This is a genomic window from Pleomorphomonas koreensis DSM 23070 (assembly GCF_000425185.1).
Lineage (GTDB): Bacteria > Pseudomonadota > Alphaproteobacteria > Rhizobiales > Pleomorphomonadaceae > Pleomorphomonas > Pleomorphomonas koreensis.
Window position 1 is genome coordinate 210,913 of sequence record NZ_AULH01000006.1, and the last position, 26,977, is coordinate 237,889.

Consider the following 26,977-nt stretch of genomic DNA (forward strand, 5'->3'; position numbering starts at 1 on the left):
GATTCGGCCGGTATGCTTTTTTGCACGTTTCTTACGCAAAAGGGGTTGGCAGTTACGACTTTCGGCGTATGCTGGCCGTCATATCTTAGCCAAACGGATGAGCGCTGTTGACCTTTTCGCTGTTCTCTCCGCACGACCGCCTTGCTTCCCTGCTGCTGCCCCACTCGGGCGCCTGCGTCTGCACCACGGACGGCAGCCATGACGTTTCCCACCTGATCCGCGTCTGGAAGAACGCCACCATCATCTCGGACAACGAGGGTGGCGACAGCGAGATTCTCGTTGCCGCGGTGCTGCTGCACGATTGCGTCGCTGTCGAGAAGAATTCGCCCGACCGGCCGCGCGCCTCGCAACTCTCGGGGCGCAAGGCGCGGGGCATCCTGGCCGAAATCGGCTGGGAAGCGGAGCGGCGGGAGAAGGTGGCGCACGCCATCGAGGCGCACAGCTTCTCGGGCGGCATCGAGCCGCTGACGCTGGAAGCACGCATCCTGCAGGACGCCGACCGGCTGGACGCCATCGGCATGATCGGCGCCGCCCGCTGCTTCTATGTGGCTGGTCGGCTTAACAATCATCTCTACGATGCCGGCGATCCGGCCGCCGAGGAGCGGCCGCTCAACGACAGCCGCTTCGCGCTCGACCACTTCATGACCAAGCTGTTCCGGCTGTGCGACGGCTTCAAGACGGCCACCGGCCGCCGCCTCGCCGCCGAGCGGCACGCCCGGCTGAAGCGCTTCTACGACGATTTGCTGGAAGAGATTTGAGGCGCCCCTTTCGGGATGAGGTGGTCCGCCTTCGCGGACCATGACATTGTTGTTGTTATGTTTAATCGTCATGGTCCGCGAAGGCGGACCACCTCGGGCAGGAAGAGGCAAACCAGCCGGAACCGGCAGCCCCGTCACCCCCTCAGAGCAATCCCTTGAGCCGGATCAGCCCCAGCGCCGCCACCGTGGTGGCGTCGCGGATGACGCCGTCGGCGATCATCGCCTCCACCTCGGAAAGCGGAAAGGCGCGGGAGACGAGGTCGGCCTCCTCAGCTTCCAGCGCCGTGGCGCCGGCCGTCAGGTCCTCGGCCAGGAAGACGTGGTAGCGCTGCGAGGAGTAGCCGTAGGCGAGGAACAGCGCGCCGACATAGGTCATCTTGCCGGCAACGATGCCGGTTTCCTCGCCGAGTTCGGCGCGGGCGACCTCCTCCGGCGGCACGTCGGGCCGCGTTTCCCATGAGCCCTGCGGCAGCTCCCAGTAGCGGCCGGCCACCGGGTAGCGATATTGCTCGACGAGATGGATCAGGCGGCGCGGCCGGTCGACGGCGGCGATGGCCACGAAGTCCGGCTTCTCGACGACGCCGTAGAGGCCGCGCGAGCCGTCCGGCCGCTCGATGGCGTCCTCGCGGACGCGCATCCAGCGGTTCTCATAGACGACGCGGCTCTCGACGGTGCGGATCACCTCAGATCAGGCCGTGCTCGGCCATCCAGGCGGAGGTGATGGCGGCCTGGCTGCGCGAAGTGATCTTCAGCGTTTCCAGGATCTTGCCGACATGCGCCTTGACGGTCGCCTCGGAGATGCCGAGCTGATAGGCGATCTGCTTGTTGAGGAGGCCGTCGCCCAGGAGCTGGAACACCTTGAGCTGCTGCGGCGACAATTCGGCCACCAGCGCCGAGCGTTCCAGCACCGCCTGCGACACCGCCGAATTGTCGGCGCCGACCTCGATAATGGTGCCGCCGTCGAGCACCGTCTCGATGGCCGCGGCCAGCATGTCCTCAGACGAACGCTTGCCGATGAAGGCGCGGCAGCCGAGATCGAGGCAACCCTGCGCCAGTTCCTCGCCGGAATTGGAGGAATAGACCACCACGAAAGCCTTCGGCGCCAGCGAGCGGACGTGCTTGATGGTGTCGAGGCCGCGCATGCCGGGCATCACCAGGTCGGTGATGACCAGGGTGTTGTCGCCGGTGTCGAGCACGGCGTCGGCAAGTTCATCGTAGGCGGTGGCCAGAATCGGCTGCCGGAAGCCGAAGCGTTTCTTCAGGATGCGCACCACGGCCGACTGGATGATCGGATGGTCCTCGGCGACGATCGCCGTCCAATTCTGGCCGACGTCGGCCGGCTGCGCGTCTTCTACCCGCTCGCTCATCAATCCACCCTACCCGCTGGAACGAAATGACCACTACATGTTCGGATAATTGGGTCCGCCCGCCCCCTCCGGAACGACCCAATCGATATTCTGATTGGGGTCCTTGATATCACAAGTTTTGCAGTGAACACAGTTTGGGGCATTGATTACATAACGCGGCCCGGCATTTGGCTCGTTTATCCACTCGTAGACGCCGGCCGGGCAGTAGCGGACGGACGGACCGGCGAACACCTCGAGTTCCGAAATCTTCTGGAGGTCCGGGTCGAGAACCCTGAGATGAACCGGCTGGTCCTCCTCGTGGGCGGTGCCCGACAGGAACACCGACGACAGCTTGTCGAAGGTGAGCTTGCCGTCCGGCTTAGGGTAAGCGATCGGCTGGAAGCGGGCGGCCGGCTTCAGGCAGTCGGCGTCGGTCTTGCCGTGGCGGAGCGTGCCGAAGGGCGACACGCCGAACAGCGTCTGCATCCACATGTCGAGGCCGCCGAGGCCGATGCCGAGAAGCGTGCCGAACTTCGACCACAGCGGCTTGACGTTGCGCACCGGGTTGAGGTCCCGGCCGATGGCCGAGCCGCGCCAGCCCGTCTCGAAGGCGGAAAGCTCGTCCTGTGCCCGACCAGCAGCGATCGCCTCGATGGCCGCATCGGCCGCGAGGATGCCCGAATGAACGGCGTTGTGGCTGCCCTTGATGCGCGGCACGTTCATGAAGCCGGCCGCGCAGCCGATCAGCGCGCCGCCGGGAAACACCAGCTTCGGCACCGACTGCCAGCCGCCCTCGGTGAGCGCCCGCGCGCCGTAGGAGACGCGCCGGCCGCCCTCGAAGGTGTCGCGCACCAGCGGGTGCGTCTTGAAGCGCTGGAACTCCTCGAACGGCGAGAGATAGGGATTTTCGTAGTTGAGGTGGACGACGAAGCCGACGGCCACCTGATTGTTCTCAAGGTGGTAGAGGAAGGAGCCGCCGCCGGTGCCGGCGCCGAGCGGCCAGCCGAAGGAATGCTGCACGAGGCCGGGCCGGGCCCTCTCCGGCGCCACCTCCCACAGCTCCTTGATGCCGATGCCGAATTTCTGCGGCTCGCAGCCGTTGTCGAGCCGATAGCGGGCGATCAGCCTCTTGGTGAGCGAGCCGCGCGCGCCCTCGGCGAACAGGGTGTATTTCGCCAGAAGCGCCATGCCGCGCTGGTAGTTGGTGCCGGGCGTGCCGTCCTTCTTCACGCCCATGTCGCCGGTGGCGACGCCGATCACCCGGCCGGCCTCGTCGTGGAGCACTTCGGCGGCGGCGAAGCCCGGATAGATCTCGACGCCGAGCGCCTCGGCCTTCTGCGCCAGCCAGCGGCAGACGTTGCCCAGCGACACGGCGTAGGCGCCGTGGTTGTGCATCAGCGGCGGCAGGAGGACGTTGGGCAGGCGGATGCCGGTCTTCCCGAACAGGAAATAGAAGCGGTCGTCGGTGACCGGCGTCCTGAACGGATTGCCGGGATCATCGCGCCAGTCGGGCAGCAGCGCCGAGATGCCCGAGACGTCGACCACGGCGCCGGACAGGATGTGGGCGCCGACCTCCGAGCCTTTTTCCAGCACCAGCACGGATATGTCCTGCCCGCCGGCGGCGGCCCGCTGCTTCAGGCGGATGGCGGCGGCAAGGCCGGCCGGGCCGGCGCCGACGATCACCACGTCGAATTCCATCGACTCACGCTCGGGCAGTTCGGTGCTCATGGCTCACTCTCTTCCAAGCAGCTGATCGGCAAGGATCTTTGCAACCATCGCGCCAGGCGGCGGCGCGCCGGCTACCGACAAACACGGATGAAGCGCATTGCGGCTCTTCAACCACGAACGGCCGGCGCGATCAAACGCTTTCGGGCCGGCTCCGGCGCTTTCGCAAGCCTGACGGCTGCGGCGTTTCCACGGCGGCCGTCCTCGTCTATAGAGAAGGCCATGCCGTCCGATCCGACCAATCCCTCCTCCGGCCTCGATGCCGCCGCCGCGCTGCTCGAATGGTATGCGGCGACGGGCGTCGATACGCCGCTCGCCGAGGCGCCGGTCGATCGCTTCGAGGAGAGCGCCAAGGCGAAGGCGGCGGCCGAGACGCGGGCGGAACGGCGCCCGCCACCACCGCAGGCCGGGGCCGGCCGGCCGCTGCCGCCGGCGACGGACTTTGCACCGCAGCGATCGCCAGCCCGCCCGGTCGTCGCCACAGGTCCGACGGCGCAGCTTCCGACCGAATCCACGGTGATGCAGGCGCGCGCCGCCGCGCAATCGGCGACCACGCTCGACGAACTCAGGGCGCTGATCCATGGCTTCGACGGCTGCAATCTGAAGCTCACCGCCAAGAACACGGTGTTCGGCGACGGCAATCCGGCCTCGAAGTTGATGCTGATCGGCGAGGCGCCGGGCCGCGACGAGGATATCGAGGGCCGCCCCTTCGTCGGCCGCTCCGGCCAGTTGCTCGACCGCATGCTGAATGCCATCGGCTACAGCCGCAACCATAACGCCTATATCGCCAACGTCATCTACTGGCGGCCGCCGGGCAATCGCGATCCGTCCGACGTCGAGGTGGCTATCTGCCGGCCGTTCATCCTCCGGCAGATCGAGCTGATCGACCCGGCGCTGATCGTCTTCCTCGGGGCGCAGCCGGCCAAGGCGCTGCTCGGCGGCGAGGCGGTGAAGCAGGGCATCAACAAGCTGCGCGGCCGCTGGTGCGAACTGGAGATCGGCGGCAAACGCTTCAAGGCGCTGCCGACCTTCCATCCGGCCTATCTCCTGAGGACGCCGATCAAGAAGCGGGAAGCGTGGCGCGACTTCCTGACGGCCAAGCTGTTCCTGGAGAACGGCGGCACGCTGCCGCCCGCGTAGGAAAGGGCCAGTCGGTCTGTAAGCCGGGTTCTGTGAGCGGTTTCCCGCCCGACGACCATTCATCTGGGACGGCCGTTGCCGGACGCCTCATGCAACCAACCCGGACGACTGGCCCGGAAACAGGCCGGGGTTGCCCCCGCGTCGTCCCTATTCGGTCTTGCTCCCGGTGGGGTTTGCCATGCCGGTCCCGTTGCCGGGGCCGCGGTGGTCTCTTACACCACCTTTTCACCCTTACCCCGGCATGCCGGGGCGGTTCGATCTCTGTGGCACTTTCCCTGAGGTCGCCCTCGCCGGGCGTTACCCGGCACCGTGTTTCCGTGGAGCCCGGACTTTCCTCCCGGACGGGCTTTCGCCTGTTGTCCGCGCGGTCGTCCGACCGACTGGCGGGGAGCCATGTGGCATGCCCCCGCCGGAAGGTCAAGGAAAGAGGATCACAGCGAGGCGACGTAGGTGACCACCTCCGAGCAGTAAGCACGGGAGATGCGGTTCATGCGCGTCGCGCCGTGGCCGGCGTTGTAGCGCAGGATGGTACCGCAGGTGTCGCCGCCGGCCAGCTTGTAGGCGCCGGCCAGATAGGCCATGCCCCACTTGAGGTTGGTCTCGACGTCGTAGAGGCCGGCGGCCGTGCCGCGATAGCCGAGGCCGCGGGCGGTCTGCGGCTTGATCTGCATCAGCCCGATCTCGCCGTGGCGGCCGCGCGCCCTCGCATTGAAGCGGCTCTCGTGGCGGACCACCGCCTCGGCCAGTTCGGCCGGCAGACCGGCCGCCCTGGCATGGGCGGCGATGCGGTGGCGGAGAGTGGCTTCCGGGCCGCCCTTGGCGGCAGGCTCAACGATCGTCTCGGCGGCGGCGCTCTTGTCGGCCTTGGTGCCGAACATCAGCTCGAAGATGCTGTCGGGCTTTTCGGCGGCGGCTTCGGGAGCGGCCACCTCCGGCTTGGCGGTATCGGCCATGGCGGGCGCCGCGAAGGCGAGAAGCAGCGTGGCGGTGGCAAGCGTCTTGATCAGTGTCATGCGGTCTCTGTTCCATTGCCCCCCAGTCGTGAGGCAAGGAATTGACCGACGAATCGGGCCATGCGGGGCCGTCAATGTGGCGCATACCAGCCATGCGGCCGCGAAATGGTCCGCATCTTCGCCGCATTGGCCGGGCAGCCGGCAAAGGATCAGGCCCCGGCGGACGCCGCGAAAACGTCGGCGACGCGCGCCATCGTGTCGAGCGTAGAGGGGTCGGCGCGACCGTCGACATGGGCCGGCCGCCAATGGCGCTGGAAGGCGCGGACGACGGTTTCGGTCCATTCGTTGAAGGCGCCGTTCGGGGCTATATCGAAGCCGATGCCGGCCAGAAGCCGCTGAAGTTCCAGCACTTTCTCGCCGCTATCGCCGAGGCCGAGCGCCGGAGCGTGATCGAAGGGCGCCGGCGGCACCCAGAGGCCGATGCCGAAGGCGGCGCACCATTCCCAGGGGAACAGCTCGCCGGGGTCCTCCTTGCGGTCGGGCGCCACGTCGGAATGGGCGACCACCTGATGCGGCGGAATGAAATGGCGGGCGAAGATCGACCGGCAGAGGCCGATCACCGCCTCGATCTGACGGTCGGGAAACGGCCGGTAGCCGAATTCGTGGCCGGGATTGGCAATCTCGATGCCGATGGAGCGCGAATTGAGGTCGGTGACGCCGCGCCAGAAGGAGCGGCCGGCGTGCCAGGCGCGGCGGCTCTCATCGACGAGCTGGAAGACGCGGCCGTCCTCGAACACGATGTAATGGCTCGACACCTGCGAGCGCGGGTCACACAGCCAGTCGCGGGCGCCCTCCTCCGAGCGCATGCCGGTATAGTGCAACACCAGATGATCGACGACGCTGCCCGGCGGCCGGTGCCCCGAATTGGGCGAGGCATAAGCGCGATCGATGTCGTAGGGGCTCATTGCGGCGGCCGCGGCTTCATCCACGAGAGCGTCGGAAAGTCGTAAAGCTCGCCGGTACGGCCGTCATCGCCATCGAGGATCGAGACGATATGTGGCGCGAGATCGGCGGGGCTTGCCAGCGCATCGGGGTCCTCGCCGGGCATGGCCTGGGCGCGCATGCGCGTCCGGAGCGGTCCGGGGTTGAGGAGGTTGACGGTGATGCCGAAGTTCCTGACTTCCTCGGCATAGGCGACGGCCAGCGCGTTGAGCGCCGCCTTGGAGGCGGCGTAGACGCCCCAGAAGGGCGAGCCCTTCCAGGCGGCGGCCGAGGTGACGAACAGGCAGCGGCCGGCCGGCGACTGCCGGAGCAGCGGGTCGAGGGAACGGATCAGCCGGTAGTTGGCGGTGACGTTGACGGCGAAGGCCTGGTCCCACTTCTTCGGGTCGATGTGGCCGACCGGCGCCAGGCCGCCCAGCAGGCCGGCATTGCCGAACAGCGCGTCGATGCGGCCGAAGCGCTGGTTGAGCGCGGCGCCAAGCTCATCGATGCGGGCGGCATCGGCAAGGTCGAGCGGCACCAGCGAGGCCGAGCCGCCGGCGTCGCGTATGGCGTCGTCAAGCTCTTCGAGCCCGCCCTGCGTGCGGGCGACGGCGACGACGTGCCAGCCGGCCCGGCCAAGCGCCAGCGCCGCCTCGTAGCCGATGCCACGGGACGCGCCGGTTACCACCACGATGCGTTTCTCGGTCACCCTCTCCTCCCCGATACGGTCAGCCGGCGTCGGCCAGAAGCGACAGCTGCCGCACCGGGCCGGAGCCGGCGGCATCCGTTAGGGCGGTGGGATAGTCGCCGGTGAAGCAGGCGTCGCAATATTGCGGCTGCTCGTTGTCGCGGGCGGCCGAACCGACGGCGCGGTAGAGGCCGTCGATCGACAGGAAGCCGAGGCTGTCGACCTGGATGTAGCGCGTCATCTCCTCGATCGACATGCGCGAGGCCAGGAGCTTGCCCTTCTCCGGCGTATCGACGCCGTAGAAGCAGGAATCGGTGGTCGGCGGCGAGGCGATGCGCATGTGCACCTCGGCGGCGCCGGCCTCGCGCATCATCTGCACGATCTTCAGCGAGGTGGTGCCGCGGACGATCGAGTCGTCGACCAGCACGATGCGCTTGCCCTCGATCACCGTGCGGTTGGCGTTGTGCTTCAGCTTGACGCCCATGTGACGGATGGTGTCGGTCGGCGAGATGAAGGTGCGGCCGACATAATGGTTGCGGATGATGCCGAAGTCGAAGGGAATGCCCGACGCCTCGGCAAAGCCGATGGCGGCCGGCGTGCCGCTGTCGGGCACCGGGATCACCACGTCGGCGACGGCCGGCGTCTCGCGGGCCAGCTCGGCGCCGATGCGCTTCCTGACCTGGTAGACCGAGGTTCCGGCGTAGACCGAATCCGGCCGGGCGAAATAGACATACTCGAAGATGCAGAAGCGCGGCGGCCGCCTGTCGAACGGACGCAGGCTCTCGATGCCGCGCTCAGTGACCACCACCATCTCGCCGGGCTCGACCTCGCGCACGAAATGGGCGCCGATGATGTCGAGGGCGCAGGTCTCGGAGGCGAGGATCACCGCACCGTCGAGATCGCCGAGGATCAGCGGCCGGATGCCGAAGGGATCGCGGCAGCCGATCATCTTCTCCTGGCTCATGCAGACGATGGAATAGGCGCCCTCGACGGCACGCAGCGCGTCGACCACCTTGTCGACCAGCGCCGCCTTCTGGCTGGTGGCGACGAGGTGCAGGATGGTCTCGGTATCGGAGGTCGACTGGAAGATGGCCCCCCGGCGCTGAAGGTCGCGCTGGATGGTCATGGCATTGGTCAGGTTGCCGTTGTGGGCGAGCGCGAAGCCGCCGGCCGACAGTTCGGCATAGAGCGGCTGGACGTTGCGGAGGCCGGAGCCGCCGGTGGTCGAGTAGCGGGTGTGGCCGATCGCCCGGTTGCCCGGCAGGCGGGCCAGCACCTTGGCCTTGGTGAAGTTGTCGCCGACGAGGCCGATGTGCCGCTCGGTGTAGAATTCCTTGCCGTCGAAGGTGGTGATGCCCGCCGCCTCCTGGCCGCGGTGCTGCAGCGCGTGCAGGCCGAGAGCGGCGAGCGCCGAGGCGTTTTCCACGCCGAACACGCCGAACACGCCGCATTCCTCGTGGAAGCGGTCGTCGCCGTCGGCGGCGAAGGGGTCGAGGGTGAAATCGTCCATGGTCGGCCTACCCACTTTCGAGATTTCAGGACCGCGCCACTCTCCGGCATCTCGCGACACAGGAAGACCACCGCGCACGGCGCCCGTATAAAGCATCCGTCGCCGTCTTCAAAACGTCAAATACGCCGGGCTGGCAATCGCCAGCGCATGTCCGGTCCGATTGCGACACGCCGGACAGGCTCTATCCGCTTGTTTTGGCGCTATTGTGGACGCCACGCCGGTTTCCGATTCCGCCGGAACTGCTCGGGAAGACGACGGCCCTGCTTTCCGTCACGGCTTCATTGGCCGGCGGGCTCCGCGTCGCGTGGCGCCGGAATGGACCTGCGCATCCGCATGGCCGCTCAAGGCTTCGGGGCGTTGGTCGACTGGATCAGCTGATTGAGGCCGTTCTGTTCGCCCTGGCGATAGGCGCCGTCGCCGGGCGCAGCATCGTCGGACGGCGGCTGGCTGTCGTCGCCGTCAGGCACCGGCGCGCCGTCGTCGAGGCTCGGATTGCGGAACTGGTCGAGGATCTGCTTTTCCGGGTCCTCCGGCAGCGCCGCCATCAGTTGGGCTCCGAGCGCGTTGAGCAGCGGCCGAGACTTGGCGTCGGCCACCCAGGCCGGCTGCGATGCCGGATCGTGGATGAACCAGTTGAAGAACAGCATGCCGACCACCACTAGCAGCAGGCCGCGCGCCGCGCCGAACACGAAGCCCAGCGTGCGGTCGAGCGGGCCGATGCGGCTGTCGAGCACGTAATCAGAGATGCGCATGGTGATGAAGCTGACGATGATCAGCGTCACCACAAAGATGCCGCCGGCCGAGGCCACCAGCGCCAGCTGCTTCTGCGAGATGTGCGGCTGAACGAAGGGCAGGACGTCGCCGTAGAGCAGGAAGGCGGCGACGGCGGCGGCCACCCAGGCGGCGATCGACAGCACCTCGCGCACGAAGCCGCGGATCATGGCGAGCAGCGCCGAGATCAGCATGACCACGATGAGGATACCGTCGAGTAGCGTAATCGACATCTCTGCCCCTTTGGCGTCCGAAGCCCGCCCCCTGATTCCTTCAAGCCCGAACCGAGTTAACGGTAATGGCCCGGCTCGGCAAATTCAATCAACGGACGGAAATGCCCTTCCCCGGCCGGCCGCTTATCCACGCTGCTCGCGCCGCGCCGCCGGCGCGCCGGCCCCGTCGGCCGCTATGCGGGTGACGAGATCGACGAGTTGGGCGACGGCGGCCCGCTTCAGCCCGGTCGGCGCGTCGCCGCGGGCGAGCTTCGGCCCGACCGCCCGAGCAAACCCCAGCTTTTCGGCTTCCTTGAGGCGGGCGGCGGCGTGCGCCACCGGCCGGACGGCGCCCGACAGGCTGACCTCGCCGAAATAGACGCAGTCGTGACCGAGCGGCGCGCCGGCCAGCGACGACACCAGCGCGGCGGCGACGGCGAGGTCGGCGGCCGGTTCCTGGATCCGGAGGCCGCCGGCTACCGCGAGATAGACGTCGTGCTGGCCGAAGCGGACGCCGCAATGGGCCTCCAGCACGGCGAGGATCATGGCGAGGCGGCTGTTGTCCCAGCCGACGACGGCGCGGCGCGGCGTGCCGAGCGAGGTGGGCGCCACCAGCGCCTGGATCTCCACCAGCATCGGCCGCGTGCCCTCCATGCCGGCGAAGACGGCGGCGCCGGCCGCGGCGCCGTCGCGCTCGCCCATGAACAGCTCGGAGGGGTTCGGCACCTCGCGCAGGCCCTCGCCGGTCATCTCGAACACGCCGATCTCGTCGGTGGGGCCGAAGCGGTTCTTAACCGAGCGCAGCACGCGGAAATGGCGGGCGCCGTCGCCCTCGAAATAGAGCACGGCGTCGACCATGTGCTCGACGACGCGCGGGCCGGCGATCGAGCCGTCCTTGGTGACGTGGCCGACCAGCACGACGGTGGCGCCGCTCTCCTTGGCGTAGCGGACCATGGCCTGGGCGGCGGTGCGCACCTGCGTCACCGTGCCGGGGCCGGATTCGACCAGCTCGGTCCACAGGGTCTGGATCGAATCGATCACCACGAGGTCGGGACGCGGGCCGGCGTTCAGCGTCGTCAGGATGTCCTCGACCGAGGTCTCGGCGGCCAGCGCCACCGGCGCGTCGGAGAGGCCGAGCCGCTCGGCCCTGAGGCGCACCTGCGCCACCGCCTCCTCGCCGGAGACGTAGACGACGCGGGCGCCCTGGCGGGCCAGCGTCGCCGCCGCCTGGATCAGCAGCGTCGACTTGCCGATGCCGGGATCGCCGCCGACCAGGAGCGCCGATCCGCGCACGAAGCCGCCGCCGGTGACGCGGTCGAACTCGGCGATGCCCGAGCAGAGGCGCGGCGCCTGGACGATCTCGCCGGACAATTCCACCAGCGGCACGACGCGGCCCTTGCGCATCGGCCGGCCCTTCTGGCCGAACACCGCCGAGCCCATGCCGGCGCCGCCGCCGACCTCCTCGACGAAGGAATTCCACTCGCCGCAGGCCTCGCACTTGCCCACCCAGCGCGGGCTGACGGCGCCGCAGGACTGGCAGACGAATTGGGTGGTGCGCTTGGCCATGGGGTCTCCGGAGCGGGGGAATCGGTCGGCCCGCCAGAAAACAGCGGACATGGTTGACGGACAATGACCGAATGTTCCTGTTTTGTCCACAGCAAAACGTCGATGCCGCATTGACCAGACGGAAAAAGTTTGTCGCCGCTCAAGGGCTTGCGGCAATCCGGCGCGTTCCCCCGACCAAGGTCGCAAGTGGAGGAAAACGCCTTAGTTTTGTCGTCATTAGCCGGAAAAGAACGTTTGTCGCGTATGTATTCTTCCCAAGAGATTTCCCGAGGACCATCATGCACCCGACCAAGACGATGATCGCCGATGCCATCAAGCGCTACCAGATCGAGGCTTCGCCGGCCTGGGTCAGCCTTTCGGCGGGCGGCGACAAGCCCGAACTCGACCGGATCGAGACGCATTCCGGCACGTTCAGCACCGTCGACTGCCTGTTCGACGGCGACGCCACCATCGTGCTGAAGGGCGAGCGCGCCCTGTCGGCGCGCATCTTCGGCCGCTTCGATTCCCGCCGCGCCGAGGTGGAGCGCATCGTCATCGCGTCCTGACGCCCGGAAACGGAAAAGCCGACCGGCGGGCCTCCGCTGATCGGCTTGTCGGGAACCGACGTGCGCCGCAATTTCAGATGACGCCGGCCACAATGGCTACGACGAACAGAAACGCGGCACAGACGACGAGGGTGTTGAGGCTACGGGTCAGGCTCATCGCGGGTCTCCTTCGTGCCTTGGCGATCCTCCGGCCTCCGACAAGCGGCTTCCGGACCATCGCCGAAACAGAACGTTTCAACCTGTTCGTGAGCTCCGCCGCCGGCGGAACCGCTGTTCATGCGGCTCCGTGAACACGAAACCGCGCACCCAGTCGACCGGGCTTGATGGAAATCTTAGCGGCCTCTCGCCGGAGCGCAACGCATTTCCGCCCGCTTGCCATGGGCAATAAGGCGAATATCCTTCCAACCTTCCACGAGAAAAGCGGAATTTCTTTGCGCCCGGCGCCATCCGGACGCCGGGCAGTGGAAAACCATGCCGGCGATCCCGCGCCGGCAGGCCCGTTCACGAGGTGAACAGGTAGTTGCGGATCTCTTTGGCCTGATGCTCGATGTCGGCGACGCGGTGCTTGACGACGTCGCCGATCGACACCATGCCGACCAGCCGCCCCTCCTCAACCACCGGCAGGTGGCGGAAGCGACCGGCGGTCATCATGTCCATCAGATCCTCGACCGTATCCTCCCGCGTGCAGGTTTTGACCTGCCGCGTCATGTGATCGGCAGCGGCATCGTCCAGCACGGGCGCGCCGTGCTTGGCCAGCGAGCGCACCACGTCGCGCTCCGACAGAATGCCGACGACACGGCTGTCGTCATCGACGAAGATCAGCGCGCCGATCCGGTTGTCGGCCAGTCGCGCCACCGCCTGTCCCAGCGACATCGTTCGGTCGCCGGTGACCACTCCATCGCCCTTGGCGGACAAAATCTGCCTGACGGTCGTCATTGCTATCCCTCCAGCTCATCCTGGCTTTCCGGGCCCGCCGGTCTCCCGGCGGCCGTCCTCCCCGTCGCCTTGGATAAAGGATGGAATGAATTGCACGCCGATTCAAGCGCCTTCTAGGGAATTTCCCTTAGCCGGCACGGCCCGGAACGGGCCGTCGGGGATCGAACAGCGAAAACAGCAGGATGCCGACGATGTAGCCGAGGGCGTTCTGCAACAGCGCCCGACCATCGAGACCGGAGGAGGCGTAGAGCACGGCGAACAACGCGTTGGCGGCGAAGATGAAGCCGAACAGTTGCAGCACCCGGACGTCCGACCACATCTCGACGATGCCGAGCGCCGGCTGGTTCCAGGCGTCGCCGCCCATCGTCATGATGCCGCCGATGCCGGCGGCGTAGACGAAGCGGATCGCCGCGCCGAGCAGCGCCGCCACCACGAAGCTCGGGCCGAGCAGCACCGACTGGCCGTCCCGCATCAGCAGCCAGTAGAGGCCGGCGCCGACCAGAGCCGCCGTGGCGGAAAAGCCGACGAAGCGCCAGGGGCCGAAGCGACGCGCCACGGCGGAGCCGAAGGCGGTCAGCCACAGCAGGTCGAACACCAGGGCCGACGGCGTCGGGCTGAGGAAGACGTAGGTAAACGGGCTCCACAGGCCGGCCGCCCAGCCGCCGGGGAAGTCGACGCCCGACGCCAGGAAGCGGTAGCGCATCGGCGTGAAGGAGAAGGTGAGGAGGAAGGTGGTGGCGCCGTCGCCGCCGAGATACCAGGTGCGTCCGACGAAGATGCCGGCCGACAGCAGGATGAAGGCGAGGATCACTCGCGGCAGGTTGAACATCGGTTGATGATTGTCGTTGTCGCCCTGCATCGCGGCTCCCTCAGCATCCGCCGTCCGGCCGGCGGGCCTGACAGGCTTTAGCCCAAAGGCGGCAGCCGTGCCAGAGCGCAGTCAAAAAGGCACAGCGGCGGCCGGACGTGCCGCAACGGGGCAGCCGGCGCGGCGATCGACCGATCGACTCGAAACTTAACGGCCGCGCTAACCGATCATCAATACATACCGGCGCCGAATGGTCATGTTTCAGCGGCGAACGCTTCCGCCGCCGGTGTTCCTTTCAGAACGTCCGCATTCGTCATTTCAGGAACAGGTCGGACGAACGGCCACTCCACTCGGCAGGCCGCTTTTTCAACTGCCGATCCCCTTCTCCCCGAGAACAGCGGGGACAAGAAAAGTCTCCTGGCACGAGGTCTGCTCGGGAGCCTTCAGATTGGTCCGAGACGGGGGCATGACTGTGCCGAAATGGCATGGCGCTCCGTCGGGCCAGGCATCTTGAGCCGGATCGGTCCGGTTTTGCGGGGATTCCGATGAAAAGCGTCGTCGCGCGTTCACTTTATGACTACTGGACGAAGCTGCGTGGCCAGCGACCGGCGCCCGAGCGCAACGAGGTCGACCCCGCGGCCATCCGCGGCCTGCTCGGCGACACCTTCATCCTCGAGGCGCTCGACCGCCACACCTATTCCTTCCGCCTGGCCGGCACGCGCCTCTGCGCCGCCTATGGCCGCGAACTCAAGGGGCGCAACATGCTGGACTTCTGGTCCGGCAAGGACCGCGAATCGATCGCCTGCCTGCTGGCGGCCGTCGTCGAGGATGGCGCGGCCGCCGTGTTCGGCCTCAGCGCCACCAACGAGCGCGGCCAGATCATGCCGGTGGAGGTGATGTTCCTGCCGCTCCATCACGAGGGGCCGAACCACACCCGCATCCTCGGCTGCTTCGCGCCGATGGATCAACCCTACTGGCTCGGCCTCTACCCGGTGGTACGGCAGCCGTTGCAGAGCCTGCGGCTGATCTGGCCCGACGAGAAGCCGGCCTTCCTGCTCAACACGGAGAAGGTGGACGGCACGCACGGCGGCTCGCCGGTCCGCCACGATCCGCCGCCGCTGCGCTTCGACCGCCGCCGCCCCGTTCCTCCTCAGGCGTCGGGCCGGGTGTTCCGCCATTTCCGCGTCATCGAGGGCGGCCGCAGCGACTGATCAGGCGGTACGGACGGACCGGCTAAACCCAATCTTAAGGTTGGATGCTTACCGTTGTGGGGTGAGCGGCCGCTCGTGGCCGCCAGTGGACAGCGGCATGGCAACCCTCGCGGCCCCGACGCCCCCCCGGACGAGCAGATTTCCCAAGCCGGAACGCCGGCGGTTCCAGCGCGTCAAGATCGACGTGCTCGGCCGCTTCATGCTGCCCAGCCGCAACGAATACCCCTGCCAGGTGCAGGATATGTCGCCCGGCGGCGTGGCGCTGATGACGCCGGTATCCGGCGACGTCGGCGAGCGGGTCGTCGCCTATCTCGACCACGTCGGCCGCATCGAAGGGCAGATCACACGCCTGTTCGAGGGCGGCTTCGCCATGACGGTGAACGCCACGGCCGGCAAGCGCGAGAAGCTGGCCTCCCAGCTCACCTGGCTCGCCAACCGCGACAACCTCAACCTGCCGGAAGACCGCCGCCACGAGCGCATCACGCCACAACGGCCGTTCTCCAATCTGGTCCTGCCCGACGGGCAGGAAAGCCGCTGCAAGATCATCGACGTGTCGCTGTCGGGCGCGGCCATCGCCACCGACTTCAAGCCGCCGCTCGGCACCGCGGTGACGCTTGGCCGCATGCGCGCCCGCGTGGTGCGCCACTTCAAGGAAGGCATCGCCCTGGAATTCGCGATGCTGCAATCCGAGGACATGCTGAAGAACAATCTCTGAGGAGATCGGCGGCCATGACGGCCGCCGCGGCATTTCCCCTTCGCTAACCAAGCCATGATTACGCCATCCGCCGGCCCGGCCGTCCCAACGCCCGGCCGGCGCGATCGCGCCTGTCCCGCGCCCGCTATCGGCGCCCTCCTCCCCTCCCCCGCACCGTGCCGGCTGTGCCATTGCCGGACACCTCGCCCTGGCAGGGTTAATGCAGCCATCGAGACGGGACGTTCCGAAATCGGACAACCGGGAGCGTCCCGGCCGCTGGTGCGTTCCCTCCGGGTCACCAAGCCTTAACGCCGGCGGCCGAACGCATGAACCATGGTGGATGGAAAGTAAACACGATCGACTTCATCAGTATAAACAAATCATAAAATGCATCTCGAATTTTCGTAAACAGATCATTTCCGCGATACGGCCGTTTTGATTCCTCCATTTCACGTGACCGAAAAACAATTGTGTCATTCTCCTGACTAACAACAGGGAGACGTCACGACGATGAGAAAGATCGCGACGCTAAGAACAACGGTTCTGTTTGCTTCGGCTCTATTTGCAGCTGCCAGCGCCAATGCGGCCGAGAAGGAAATGAAAATCCGCGGCATCGCGGCGCCGCCGGTCGGCTACGTGCAGTTCTGCGCCGAGTATCCCGCCGATTGCCGGGGCGCAAAGGACGCCAATCAGGTCGTCAGCCTGACCCAGGCGGTGTGGAACCAGCTCAACCAGGTCAACACGGCCGTCAACACCGCCGTGCTGCCGGCCACCGACATGGAAATCTACGGTGTGCTCGAGCACTGGGACTATCCGAAGCTGGCCGGCGACTGCGAGGACTACGTGCTGGAGAAGCGGCGCGACCTGTTGCGCGCCGGCTGGCCGGAAAGCGCGCTGCTGATCACCGTGGTGCGCGACGAAACTGGCTCCGGCCACGCGGTGCTCACCGTCCGTACCAATCGCGGCGACGTGGTGCTCGACAACAAGACCGATCGCATCCTGGTCTGGGCCGACACGCCCTATACCTATCTGAAGCGCCAATCGACCACGGACCCCAACACCTGGGACCTCATCGAGGACGCCCGCGCCTCGCTGGTCGGCTCTCTGAAGTAACCGCAGACACCAGAACGTCGCCGTTTCCCGGAAGGGAAATGGCGACGTTTCGATTCTCTTTTCCAGCGCGTGACGGTGAACAATCGCTGATCATGTCCAAAAGACGCGCCTGGACCATCAGGCGCAGTAATTTCCTCAGGAATAATTCGCAAGATTTACTACAACTCAAGATTTTATTTATCCCGACGGCGAGACGAGCGGATATTATGCTTGCCCCGTTTCATCCGGAGTAGCTGCCATTCTACCGGCTTGAAATTCCCCCGAAAACCCATCGTTTCTAAAAACAGTCTACATTATCGCCCATTAGTTCTTTTGTTCACTTTTTTATATGATTATATTATCATTGTTAGTATCACTCGCAAAGGTTATATGGCGACGCCTTTCGGGCGACCGACACACGGAAGCCGTCTGCTGGCTCGCCTTGTGTTTCCTTGGCGTTGACGGTTTAGTGCCGACGAAGGCACCTCATGCGTCGAGGTGAACTGAGCCATGCAAGACCCTACCCAGATCGCTTTGCCGGAGGACGGCGAGGCAAGCATCTCGTCGCTGATTCACGACTTGTGCGGCACCGTCAGGGCGCTTTCGCACGAGCAGCGCCTTACTATCCTGGTTCATTTATGCGGCAAGGAATGCTCGGTAGGCGAACTTGAGAGGAAGCTGGCGCTTCCGCAACCTGCGGTTTCGCAACAGCTCGCACGCCTGCGGTCGGACGGTCTGGTGCTGGCCCGCCGCGAGGGGCGGACCATCTATTACTGCGCCCATCGCCAGCGCCTCATCGATTTCCTCGCCGGGCTGCGCTGTCTGCTCGGCTGAGACGGCGCGGCGTCTCCGGATCGATGCGAGCTTGTCCTGCGTGTCGCGATCGGCTCCTGCCGGCTGCCAGGCACGGAGGCCGGCCTCAGATGCCGGTCGCCGGGAGGCCGGCGCGCTCGACGCGGCGCGGCGCCACGATGTTCTTCCACTGGCTGAGCGACCGAGCCACCGCCGTGAACGGCTTGCGCGGCACAAACCGGCCGTAGCCCTCCTCGGTCTTCATGGTCGATTCCTCGACCAGCACGCGGCCGCGCGACAGCGTGAAGCGCGGCAGGCCGGTGACCTCGTAGCCGTCGAACACGTTGTATTCGATCACCGATTGCTGGTTCCCAGGTGAGATCACCTTGGAGCGCCTGGGGTCCCAGACCACGAGATCGGCGTCGGCGCCGACCAGCACCGCCCCCTTCCTGGGGTACATGTTGAGGATCTTGGCGCTGTTGGTGGAGGTGACGGCCACGAACTCGTTCATGGTCAGGCGGCCGGTGCGGACGCCGTAGGTCCACAAGAGCGGCATGCGGTCTTCGAGGCCGCCGGTGCCGTTGGGAATCTTGCGGAAGTCGCCGAGGCCGTTGCGCTTCTGGGCGATGGTGAAGGTGCAGTGATCGGTGGCGACGCAGCTCAGCGAGCCGGCGGCAAGGCCGGCCCACAGGCTGTCCTGGTGCAGCTTGTTGCGGAAGGGCGGGCTCATAACGCGGGCCGCCGAATGATCCCAGTCGGGATTGGCGTATTCGCTCTCGTCGAGCAGGAGGTGCTGGATCAGCGGCTCGCCGTAGACGCGCATGCCCTTCTGGCGGGCACGGCGGATCGCCTCGTGCGCCTGTTCGCAGGAGGTGTGCACGACGTAGAGCGGCGCGCCGGCCATGTCGGCCAGCATGATGGCGCGGTTGGTGGCCTCACCTTCCACCTCGGGCGGACGCGAATAGGCGTGCGCCTCGGGGCCGGTGTTGCCCTCGGCATAGAGCTTCTGCTGCATCTGGGCGACGACGTCGCCGTTCTCGGCATGCACCATCGGCAAGGCGCCGAGTTCGGCAAGCCGCTGGAACGACTGAAACATCTCGTCGTCGTCGACCATCAGCGAGCCCTTGTAGGCCATGAAATGCTTGAAGGAGTTGATGCCCTTCTCCTCGACGATCACCTTCATCTCGTCGAAGATCTGCCGGCTCCACGACGTCACGCACATATGGAAGGAGTAATCGGCGTTGGCGCGGCTCGCCCGATTGTGCCAGCTCTGCAGGGCCTCCAGCATCGACTGGTCAGGGCGCGGCGTCACGAAGTCGACAACCATGGTGGTGCCGCCCGCCAGGCCGGCCCGCGTGCCGCTGTCGAAGTCGTCGGCCGAATAGGTGTCCATGAACGGCATGTCGAGATGGGTGTGCGGATCGATGCCGCCCGGCATGACGTAGCAGCCGGAGGCGTCCAGCACCTCGTCGCCCCGGAGATCGGGGCCGATCGCCGCGATGCGCTCGCCGTCGATCAGCACGTCGGCCTCATATGTCAGATCGGCGGTAACGACGGTTCCACCCTTGATGACCTTCGACATGGCTCCCTCCCCCGTTGTTTCATAACCGGCGCGCCGCCTGTCAGGCGACGATCTCCGCTATTTCCAGCACGGCGTGCAGCAGCACGTCGGCGCCGGCCGCCGCCCATTCGGGCGTGATCCTCTCGTCCTCGTTATGGCTGAGGCCGCCCTCGCAAGGACACATGATCATGGTGGCCGGCGCCACCTTCGACGCCCAGCAGGCGTCGTGGCCGGCACCGGAGACGATGTTCATGTGGCTGTAGCCGAGCCTTTCGGCCACCGCGCGGACGCGGGCGACCAGCGTCGGGTCGAAGGTGACGGGATCGAAATGACCGACCACCTCCACCGCGCACCCGACGCCCAGCGCGGCGCAGAGTTTCAGTGCCTCGGCCTCGATGATCGCCCGCATGCGGTCGAGCTTGTCCTGCTCGGGCGAGCGGATGTCGACGGTGAAGACGACGCTGCCGGGCAGCACGTTGCGCGAGTTGGGCGAGACCTTCACCTGGCCGACGCCGCCGACGGCGTCCGGCTGGTTGTCCATCGCCACCTTCTGCACCAGTTCCAAGATGCGGGCCATGGCGAGGCCGGCATTGACGCGCATGTCCATCGGCGTCGAGCCGGTGTGCGCCTCCCTGCCGGTCAGCGTGAATTCCAGCCACCAGAGGCCCTGGCAATGGGTGACGACGCCGATCTCTCTGCCCGCGGCTTCGAGGATCGGCCCCTGCTCGATATGATACTCGAAATAGGCGTGCATCTTGCGCGCGCCGACCTCCTCGTCGCCGCGCCAGCCGATGCGTAACAGTTCGTCGCCATAGGTCTTGCCGTCGAGATCCTGACGGGAATAGGCGTAGTCGAGGCTGTGGACGCCGGCGAACACGCCGGAAGCCAGCATGGCCGGCGCGAAGCGGGCGCCTTCCTCGTTGGCCCAGTTGACGACGACGATCGGATGTCTGGTGCGGATGCCGAGGTCGTCGAGCGAGCGCACGACTTCGAGGGCGCCGAGCACGCCGAGCACGCCGTCGTAGCGGCCGCCGGTCGGCTGGGTGTCGAGATGACTGCCGACGTAAACCGGCAGCGCGCCGGCATCGGTGCCGGGGCGGGTGAAGAACATGGTGCCCAACTTGTCGACGCCGAGCGTCATGCCGGCCGCCTCGCCCCAGGACTTGAGCAGCGCCCGCCCGCTGGCATCGGCGTCGGTCAGCGTCTGGCGATTGCAGCCGCCCCGGAGGCCGGGGCCGGTCGTTGCCATTTCCTGAAGGCTGTCCCAGAGACGCGCTCCATTGACGCGCATGTTGTCGGCCGGCTTCGTCATCCCGTTCCCTCGCGCGCCGCCTGCGGCATCCACCCTGACGCAAACGGTGATCCTGCCCCGTCATACACCAGCGGCGGGGCGCCGGCATCGGACCGCAGATCATTTACCGATCGACAAAGCCATGGTCCCGTTTGCCGTTGAGATGGTCAAGGATGATTATTGGGCAGCAAGTCCCGGCCGAGCCTTGGTTTTCAGCGCCTGCCGGAGACGCGCCCAGGCCAGCATCGTCACGCATCGCCGGCCGGGAGACCGGCAGCCGGCTCAGAAAACGACCGCGGCCAGAAGCAGGAAAGCGGCGTAGGTGATGTTGAAAATCAGGATCAGATGGAAGGCATGCAGCGTCAGGTGAAGAAGCGACGCCGGCTGGCGCATGAGCATGTTGCCGATGCCGGACATGACCAGCAGGAACATTCCGACGAGTGCCGCAGCGAGACGTCGCATCAGGCCGCAGAAGGCGGCAACCAACATGGTCACGGCGACAACCCAAGTCATGGCTCACCCCGTCGAGACCGGCGGAAATCAACGCTTCCGCCCGACGCACGAAATGGCCGGATCGGGGCAAAACGGGGGCAGCTGGATCACAAGATCGCGATTGGCGACAAATAACGCCGGACATCCCGGCCTGCCGCATCGCACCAGCCGCCGCGATCCCTCCGGGACAAGGCGGCCGACGCAGATGACCGACAGAACAGTCCGATGAGCGGCGGCCCGTCACATCGGCTCGGGTTCGAGATAGCCGATCGCGCTGCCGGCGGCATCCTGCACGATGGCGACCTTGCCGACGCCCGAAATCGCCCACGGACCGCGCAGCACCTTGCCGCCGGCCGGCCCCACCTTGGCCACCGCCGCGTCGATGTCGTCGATCGCCACATAGGGGAACCAGTCGCGCGAGCCGGGCTGGCTGTCCGGCCATTCGTAGATGCCGGCCACCGGCATCTCCTGCGACGGGGCGTGGGCCAGCGTGTAGATGCCACCCTCGCCCATGTTCTGCTCGGTGAAGGTCCAGCCGAGCGCGGCGGCGTAGAACGCCGTGGCGGCGGCGACGTCGGGCGTCATCAGCTCATTCCAGATGAAGGTACCGTGCTTGATCATGACGATCTCCTCTCCGTTGGATTACGCGCAGAACATACCATGAACTATCGAGCCGTCCGGCGCAACCCGCATTGTCGGCCGCCGCCATGGCGGACGACGCCGGCCGGAATGGCTTTTTCTCGCGGACTGACTTGACCTTGACGGCCTGGAGGACCATCTTCCCGGCGCGCTGACCGGTTCCGGCCGGAGGCGTGAGTCCTAAGGAACACAACCCCATGCCAAGCGACAGTAGTCGATTGTCCTTGTCGTCACGGCCGACGCCGGACTGACCCGCATGGGTTGGCTCACCCGCGATCCGCCGTGACGACGGATCGAGAGGTGAGACCATGGAAGACATCCGCATCGCGCCCGGCGCGGTCGATCTGGTACTGTTTGCCGACCTGTTTGACGCGCATGCCGCCGATATCGTTGCCCGTCTCAATGACGAGGACAGGGAGACTGCGGCGGCGGTGCTCGCCCACCTCCCCCTCGAACGCGCCATCGACGTGTTCGACCGGCCGGAGCTGACCCGCGCCGGCGACCTGCTCCTCGACCTGCCGCACGACCGGGCCGGCGAAATCCTCAAGGGCATGGCCGACGACCGCGCCGCCGACGTGCTGCGCGCGCTCGACGAGGCGGATCGCTCCGAGCTGTTGAAGCGCGTCGACTTCGACAGCGCCTGGCCGCTGAAGCGGCTGCTCGCCTATCCCGAGGGCACGGCCGGCAGCCTGATGTCGACCGAGTTCGTCAGCGTGCCCGACACCTATACGGTGGCCGAGACGCTGCGCCACATCCGCGAGGTCGAGAGCACCCGCGAGACGGTCTATTCGATTCACGTGCTCGACCCGCAGACGCGCGCCCTCAAGCGGGTCGTGACGCTGCGCGAACTGATCATCGGCGAGCCTCAAGAACCGATCCTCGATCTCGCCCCCGATCGCCAGCCGATCACCGTGCGCGCCGAGATCGACCGCGAGGAGGTCGCCCGGCTGATCTCCATCCACGACCTCCTGTCGGTGCCGGTAGTCAACGAGCGGCGGCAGATGCTGGGCATCGTCACCGTCGACGACGTGATCGACGCCATCCTGGCCGAAGGCAGCGAGGACGTGCAGAAGTTCGGCGGCGTCGAGGGCGTGACCGAGCCCTATCTCGATACCGGCTTCTTCAGCATGTACCGCAAGCGCGCCGGCTGGCTCGCCGTGCTGTTCCTGAGCGAGATGCTGACCGCCAGCGCCATGCAGCATTTCGAGGACGAATTGCAGAAGGCGGTGGTGCTGACGCTGTTCATACCGCTGATCATGAGTTCGGGCGGCAACTCCGGTTCGCAGGCGACCTCGCTGCTGATCCGCGCCCTGGCGCTCGGCCAGTTGCGGCTGCGCGACTGGTGGCGGGTGGCGCTACGCGAAATCCCGATCGGCCTGACGCTCGGCGCCAGCCTCGGCGTGATCGGCATGGTTCGCATCGCCGCCTGGCAGACGCTCGGCATCTTCGACTATGGCCAGCACTGGGAGCTGATCGCCCTGACGGTCGGCGTCGGCCTCGTCGGCATCGTCACCTTTGGCTCGCTCGCCGGTTCGATGCTGCCGTTCATGCTGAAACGGCTGGGCTTCGACCCGGCAAGCGCTTCGGCGCCGTTCGTCGCCACGCTGGTCGACGTCACGGGCCTTGTCATCTACTTCAGCGTGGCGCTGCTGATCCTGCGCGGCACGCTGCTCTGACCGCCATCCGGCAGTCCTCAGGGCAGCGCCCTGAGGACGTCGGCGAGCACCGACACCAGCGTGTCGATCTCCGCCTTGCTGACGATCAGCGGCGGCGACAGGGCGATGATGTCGCCGGTGGTGCGGACCATCACGCCCTTCTCGTAGGCGGCGAGGAAGGCGGCAAAGGCGCGCTTGGTCGGCTCGCCGGCCATCGGCGCCAGTTCGACGGCGCCGACCAGGCCGATGTTGCGGATGTCGATGACGTGCGGCAGGCCCTTCAACGAATGCAGCGCATCCTCGAAATAGGGCGCCAGCTCGGCGCCGCGGGTGAGCAGGCCCTCGTTGGCATAGATATCGAGCGTCGCCATGGCGGCGGCGCAGGCCACCGGATGGGCCGAATAGGTGTAGCCGTGGAACAGCTCGATGGCGTTCTCCGGGCCGGTCATGAAGGCGTCGTAGATATCCGAGCCGACGAACACGCCGCCCATCGGCACGACGCCGTTGGAGATGCCCTTCGCCGTGACGACCATGTCCGGCACGACGCCGAAATAGTCGACGGCGAACGGCGCGCCGAGGCGGCCGAAGCCGGTGATCACCTCGTCGAAGATCAGCAGGATATCGTGCCTGGTGCAGATCTCGCGCAGGCGTTCGAGATAGCCCTTGGGCGGCACCAGCACGCCGGTGGAGCCGGACATCGGCTCGACGATGACGGCGGCGATGTTGGAGGCGTCGTGCAGGTAGATGATCCGCTCCAACTCGTCGGCAAATTCGGCGCCGTATTCGGGCTGGCCGCGCGAGAAGGCGTTGCGCTCGGGATCATGCGTGTGGCGCATGTGGTCGACGCCGGTCAGCAGCGAGCCGAAGAACTTGCGGTTGGTTGGGATACCGCCGACCGAGATGCCGCCGAAGTTGACGCCGTGATAGGCGCGCTCGCGGCCGATCAGCCGCATCTTGGTGCCCTTGCCGCGCGCCCGCTGGTAGGCGATGGCGATCTTCAGCGCCGTTTCCACCGATTCCGAGCCGGAATTGGTGAAGAACACGTGGTCGAGCGGCTTGGGCAGCATCGAGGTCAGCCGCGCCGCCAGCTCGAACGCCTTGGGATGGCCCATCTGGAAGGCCGGCGCGTAATCCAGTTCGCCGGCCTGGGCGGCGATCGCCTCGACGATCTCGCGGCGGCCGTGGCCGGCGTTGACGCACCAGAGGCCGGCGGCGGCGTCGAGCAGCTTCCGGCCGTCGACGGTGGTGTAGTACATGCCCGAGGCGGAGGCCAGAAGGCGCGGCGCCTTCTTGAACTGCCGGTTGGCGGTGAACGGCATCCAGAAGGCTTCGAGGTTGTTGGGAACGGGCACGTTCATGAGGATCTCCGGGCGAACGGATCGCGGCGGCTCCTGCGGCCTCCGTGTCGCTACGTAGATAACGACAGGCCGGTTTCCTGAACAAGCAGTTATCTTGCGCAGGGGCCACCCCTTGCAATTGCGGGCGATTCGTGGCGGCCTGTTCGGAATATCGAACGAGTTAACAGGGAGGACGGCATGACGCTCGATCTCGGCGGCCGGCTCAGGCGGTTTCGCGAGGCGCGCGGCTTCTCCCAGCGCGAGCTGGCCCGGCGGGCCGGCATCTCCAACGCCACGGTCAGCCAGATCGAATCCAACACCATCAGCCCGTCGGTGGGGGCCCTGAAGCGCATCCTCGACGCGCTGCCGCTGCCGATGTCGGACTTCTTCGCCGAGGAAGCGCCGGCCGCCGAGCAGATATTCTTCCGGGCCGAGGACCTGATGGAGATCGGCCGCGGCGGCGTCTCCTACCGGCAGGTCGGCCGCGACCTTTCCGGCAAGGCGTTGCAGATCCTGTCCGAGCGCTACGAGGTGGGCGGCGATTCCGGCCGCATCCGCATCCGCCACGAGGGCGAGGAAGGCGGCATCGTGCTCTGCGGCCAGCTGGAGGTGACGGTCGGCGATGAGCGGCAGGTGCTCGGCCCCGGCGAAGCCTATTATTTCAAAAGCCAGGAGCCGCACCGCTTCCGCAACGTCAGCGATGAGGTCTGCGAGGTGATCTCGGTCTGCACGCCGCCAAGCTTCTGAAGACTCCGATGAAATTCATCCACTGCCACCGCCGTTTTGCGATCGATCGGGACTTGCCGAACGCCTGGATTGCGTGGACAGTCGCGGCATGACCTACGATACAGTCCCCGACAGCAACGACCTCGCCCGAGCGCGCGGCTCGAAGAAGCGGACGCGCATCCAGGTCGAGAATGAGGAGCGTATCCTCGACGCGGCGCTGGAGGTGTTCTCGCGCTACGGCTTCCGCGGCGCCACCGTCGACCAGATCGCCGAACGGGCCGGCATGTCCAAGCCGAACCTCCTCTACTATTTCCGCCGCAAGCACGACATCTACACCGCCGTGCTGACGCGCACGCTCGACATGTGGCTCGCGCCGTTTCGCGACATGGCCGAGGAAGGCGATCCGGAGACCGAGCTGAGCGGCTACATCCGCCAGAAGCTGGAGCAGTCGCGCGACTTTCCGCTGGAAAGCCGGCTGTTCATCGGCGAGGTGCTGCAAGGGGCGCCGCATCTCGACGGCGTGCTGAAGACCGACCTCAAGTCGCTGGTCGCCGAGAAGGCCGAGGTGATCCGCCGCTGGATCAAGGCTGGCCGGCTGATCGACGTCGATCCCGTCCACCTGATCTTCATGATCTGGGCAACGACGCAGCATTACGCCGACTTCGACGTGCAGGTCCGCTCGGTGCTGGGGTGCGGCATCGACGACCCCGCCACCTTCCGCGCCGCCTCCGACACGGTGATCGGCGTGCTGATGCGCGGCATCCTGCCGGGCAACCGCTGATCAGGCTTCCGCCCGCCGCCTGAAGGCGCCCGGCGGCAGGCCGCGCGCCGCGCGGAACATGGCGACGAAGGCGCTGACGCTCTCATAGCCCGCCTCGATGGCGACGTCGCCGACGCCCATGCCGTCGGCGAGGCGCGTCGCCGCCCGGTGGACGATGGCCGCCCGCTTCCAGGCGGCGAAGGTCATGCCGACCTCGCGCTCGAAATGCCGCGTGAAGCTCCGGCGCGACATGGCCACCGCGGCGGCGGCGGCGTCGATGCCGGTCTTGACGCTCGGTGCGGCGAGGAAGGATAGCGCCCAGTCGCGCATGCGCGGATTTCCCGGCAGGCGCATGCCGGCTTCGTCGCCGGCGCCGGCCTCGATCTCGTGGGCGACGACGTCGAGCAGCGGTCCGACCAGCGGGTCGCCCGGTTCAAGGCCGCGCAACCGTTCGAGCGCCGTCAGCAGCAGCGGCGACGCCTCCAGCACGGTGATGCGGTCCGGCAGGCGGCGGGCGAAGTCGTCGGCGACCAGCGTCAGCCAGAAACGCACCTCGCCGTGCGAGCGGGAGGCGTGCGGCAGGCCGGCCGGAATCCAGTGCAGCCGGCCGGCGGGGATGGCCCAGATGCCGCCGTCGGCCTCAAGGCTCAGCACGCCGCGCTCGATATAGGTGAGCTGGCCCTGGTCGTGGGTGTGCATGGCGGCGCTGTGGCGCCGATCGCTCTCGACGAGACGGTTATGGCAGGCGTCGGTCACTTTGGCCCAAACTCAATATTGATTGATCC

General features: G+C 66.8%; 28 protein-coding genes and 1 other RNA gene. 10 read left to right on the top strand and 19 right to left on the bottom strand.

From position 1 onward, the window contains the following. Positions 1-107 precede the first annotated feature (107 nt). Entirely contained in the window at positions 108-758 is a 651-nt protein-coding gene (locus H512_RS0104505; protein ID WP_026782465.1) for an HD domain-containing protein, read from the top strand. 142 nt (positions 759-900) lie between these two features. On the opposite strand, the gene H512_RS0104510 is transcribed toward H512_RS0104505, so the two are convergent. From H512_RS0104510 to H512_RS0104520, 3 genes are read right to left on the bottom strand one after another with little or no spacing between them, the layout of a single operon-like run. Then, positions 901-1,440, bottom strand: a complete 540-nt coding sequence (locus H512_RS0104510) for an NUDIX domain-containing protein (protein WP_026782466.1) — start codon at positions 1,438-1,440, stop codon at positions 901-903. A 1-nt stretch (position 1,441) separates the two neighbouring features. Next, the gene (locus H512_RS22455; protein ID WP_053239543.1) at positions 1,442-2,125 is read right to left on the bottom strand and encodes a LuxR C-terminal-related transcriptional regulator; all 684 of its coding nucleotides are present in this window, start codon (positions 2,123-2,125) and stop codon (positions 1,442-1,444) included. Positions 2,126-2,158: 33 nt separating this feature from the next. Then, positions 2,159-3,832 (bottom strand): electron transfer flavoprotein-ubiquinone oxidoreductase, encoded by a 1,674-nt coding sequence (locus tag H512_RS0104520; protein WP_026782467.1) that lies wholly within the window; start codon positions 3,830-3,832, stop codon positions 2,159-2,161. Between the two features lie 219 nt (positions 3,833-4,051). Between H512_RS0104520 and H512_RS22460 the strand changes: the two genes are divergently transcribed. Next, positions 4,052-4,969 carry a uracil-DNA glycosylase gene (locus H512_RS22460; protein WP_053239544.1) on the top strand — a complete coding sequence of 306 codons (918 nt, stop codon included), beginning with the start codon at positions 4,052-4,054 and terminating at the stop codon, positions 4,967-4,969. A gap of 3 nt (positions 4,970-4,972) precedes the next feature. Here the strand turns inward: H512_RS22460 and rnpB are convergent. The 7 genes from rnpB to radA all read right to left on the bottom strand — a co-directional run bounded on the left by rnpB (position 4,973) and on the right by radA (position 11,653). Next, positions 4,973-5,353, bottom strand: an RNA gene (rnpB, locus tag H512_RS25610) — RNase P RNA component class A. 47 nt (positions 5,354-5,400) lie between these two features. After that, on the bottom strand, positions 5,401-5,982 hold the full coding sequence (locus H512_RS22465) for a lytic transglycosylase domain-containing protein (RefSeq protein ID WP_053239545.1): 582 nt from the start codon (positions 5,980-5,982) through the stop codon (positions 5,401-5,403). Between the two features lie 149 nt (positions 5,983-6,131). Then, positions 6,132-6,887, bottom strand: a complete 756-nt coding sequence (locus H512_RS0104535) for a peptidoglycan recognition protein family protein (protein ID WP_026782468.1) — start codon at positions 6,885-6,887, stop codon at positions 6,132-6,134. Next, positions 6,884-7,615 carry an SDR family NAD(P)-dependent oxidoreductase gene (locus H512_RS0104540; protein ID WP_245585344.1) on the bottom strand — a complete coding sequence of 244 codons (732 nt, stop codon included), beginning with the start codon at positions 7,613-7,615 and terminating at the stop codon, positions 6,884-6,886. The genes H512_RS0104535 and H512_RS0104540 overlap by 4 nt, the downstream gene beginning before the upstream one ends. Before the next feature lie 19 nt (positions 7,616-7,634). Beyond that, entirely contained in the window at positions 7,635-9,104 is a 1,470-nt protein-coding gene (gene purF, locus H512_RS0104545) for an amidophosphoribosyltransferase (RefSeq protein ID WP_026782470.1), read from the bottom strand. 341 nt (positions 9,105-9,445) lie between these two features. Continuing rightward, a complete protein-coding gene (locus tag H512_RS22470) occupies positions 9,446-10,108 on the bottom strand; it encodes a CvpA family protein (protein WP_084798298.1) in 663 nt (220 codons plus the stop codon). Between the two features lie 123 nt (positions 10,109-10,231). Beyond that, entirely contained in the window at positions 10,232-11,653 is a 1,422-nt protein-coding gene (gene radA, locus H512_RS0104555; protein WP_026782471.1) for a DNA repair protein RadA, read from the bottom strand. A 278-nt stretch (positions 11,654-11,931) separates the two neighbouring features. On the opposite strand from radA, the gene H512_RS0104560 reads away from it, so the two are divergent. Next, the gene (locus tag H512_RS0104560; RefSeq protein WP_026782472.1) at positions 11,932-12,198 is read left to right on the top strand and encodes a hypothetical protein; all 267 of its coding nucleotides are present in this window, start codon (positions 11,932-11,934) and stop codon (positions 12,196-12,198) included. Positions 12,199-12,699: 501 nt separating this feature from the next. On the opposite strand, the gene H512_RS0104570 is transcribed toward H512_RS0104560, so the two are convergent. The 3 genes from H512_RS0104570 to H512_RS26840 form a co-directional block, all read right to left on the bottom strand. After that, the gene (locus tag H512_RS0104570) at positions 12,700-13,134 is read right to left on the bottom strand and encodes a CBS domain-containing protein (RefSeq protein ID WP_036789958.1); all 435 of its coding nucleotides are present in this window, start codon (positions 13,132-13,134) and stop codon (positions 12,700-12,702) included. A 127-nt stretch (positions 13,135-13,261) separates the two neighbouring features. Continuing rightward, entirely contained in the window at positions 13,262-13,993 is a 732-nt protein-coding gene (locus tag H512_RS22475) for a rhomboid family intramembrane serine protease (RefSeq protein ID WP_053239546.1), read from the bottom strand. Between the two features lie 203 nt (positions 13,994-14,196). Continuing rightward, complete coding sequence (locus H512_RS26840) at positions 14,197-14,349, bottom strand: hypothetical protein (RefSeq protein ID WP_156899343.1); 153 nt, start codon at positions 14,347-14,349, stop codon at positions 14,197-14,199. 138 nt (positions 14,350-14,487) lie between these two features. On the opposite strand from H512_RS26840, the gene H512_RS22480 reads away from it, so the two are divergent. The 4 genes from H512_RS22480 (at position 14,488) to H512_RS22485 (ending at position 17,773) form a co-directional block, all read left to right on the top strand. Further along, entirely contained in the window at positions 14,488-15,153 is a 666-nt protein-coding gene (locus H512_RS22480) for a PAS domain-containing protein (protein ID WP_036789961.1), read from the top strand. Positions 15,154-15,250: 97 nt separating this feature from the next. Then, a complete protein-coding gene (locus H512_RS0104585; protein ID WP_053239547.1) occupies positions 15,251-15,868 on the top strand; it encodes a PilZ domain-containing protein in 618 nt (205 codons plus the stop codon). Positions 15,869-16,444: 576 nt separating this feature from the next. Further along, positions 16,445-16,960 (top strand): transglutaminase-like cysteine peptidase, encoded by a 516-nt coding sequence (locus tag H512_RS0104590; RefSeq protein ID WP_036789970.1) that lies wholly within the window; start codon positions 16,445-16,447, stop codon positions 16,958-16,960. Between the two features lie 489 nt (positions 16,961-17,449). After that, on the top strand, positions 17,450-17,773 hold the full coding sequence (locus H512_RS22485) for an ArsR/SmtB family transcription factor (RefSeq protein ID WP_084798300.1): 324 nt from the start codon (positions 17,450-17,452) through the stop codon (positions 17,771-17,773). An 85-nt stretch (positions 17,774-17,858) separates the two neighbouring features. Here the strand turns inward: H512_RS22485 and hydA are convergent, their stop codons facing one another. The 4 genes from hydA to H512_RS0104615 all read right to left on the bottom strand — a co-directional run bounded on the left by hydA (position 17,859) and on the right by H512_RS0104615 (position 21,696). Further along, the gene (gene hydA / locus H512_RS0104600; RefSeq protein WP_026782476.1) at positions 17,859-19,313 is read right to left on the bottom strand and encodes a dihydropyrimidinase; all 1,455 of its coding nucleotides are present in this window, start codon (positions 19,311-19,313) and stop codon (positions 17,859-17,861) included. Between the two features lie 40 nt (positions 19,314-19,353). Further along, entirely contained in the window at positions 19,354-20,604 is a 1,251-nt protein-coding gene (locus H512_RS0104605) for a Zn-dependent hydrolase (protein WP_026782477.1), read from the bottom strand. Positions 20,605-20,865: 261 nt separating this feature from the next. Beyond that, on the bottom strand, positions 20,866-21,096 hold the full coding sequence (locus H512_RS0104610; protein ID WP_026782478.1) for a hypothetical protein: 231 nt from the start codon (positions 21,094-21,096) through the stop codon (positions 20,866-20,868). 219 nt (positions 21,097-21,315) lie between these two features. Beyond that, the gene (locus H512_RS0104615) at positions 21,316-21,696 is read right to left on the bottom strand and encodes a VOC family protein (RefSeq protein ID WP_026782479.1); all 381 of its coding nucleotides are present in this window, start codon (positions 21,694-21,696) and stop codon (positions 21,316-21,318) included. A gap of 326 nt (positions 21,697-22,022) precedes the next feature. On the opposite strand from H512_RS0104615, the gene mgtE reads away from it, so the two are divergent. Then, entirely contained in the window at positions 22,023-23,390 is a 1,368-nt protein-coding gene (mgtE, locus tag H512_RS0104620; RefSeq protein ID WP_026782480.1) for a magnesium transporter, read from the top strand. 17 nt (positions 23,391-23,407) lie between these two features. Here mgtE and aptA read toward each other — a convergent pair whose 3' ends face one another. Continuing rightward, a complete protein-coding gene (gene aptA, locus H512_RS0104625; protein ID WP_026782481.1) occupies positions 23,408-24,727 on the bottom strand; it encodes an omega-aminotransferase AptA in 1,320 nt (439 codons plus the stop codon). Positions 24,728-24,904: 177 nt separating this feature from the next. Here aptA and H512_RS0104630 point away from each other — a divergent pair, with 177 nt between their 5' ends. Continuing rightward, complete coding sequence (locus H512_RS0104630; protein WP_026782482.1) at positions 24,905-25,453, top strand: cupin domain-containing protein; 549 nt, start codon at positions 24,905-24,907, stop codon at positions 25,451-25,453. Positions 25,454-25,541: 88 nt separating this feature from the next. Then, positions 25,542-26,213, top strand: coding sequence for a TetR family transcriptional regulator C-terminal domain-containing protein (locus H512_RS0104635; protein WP_026782483.1), 672 nt, complete (start codon positions 25,542-25,544; stop codon positions 26,211-26,213). Here H512_RS0104635 and H512_RS0104640 read toward each other — a convergent pair whose 3' ends face one another. Then, positions 26,214-26,948, bottom strand: a complete 735-nt coding sequence (locus H512_RS0104640; protein WP_026782484.1) for an AraC family transcriptional regulator — start codon at positions 26,946-26,948, stop codon at positions 26,214-26,216. It lies immediately after the preceding gene. Between the last annotated feature and the right edge of the window lie 29 nt (positions 26,949-26,977).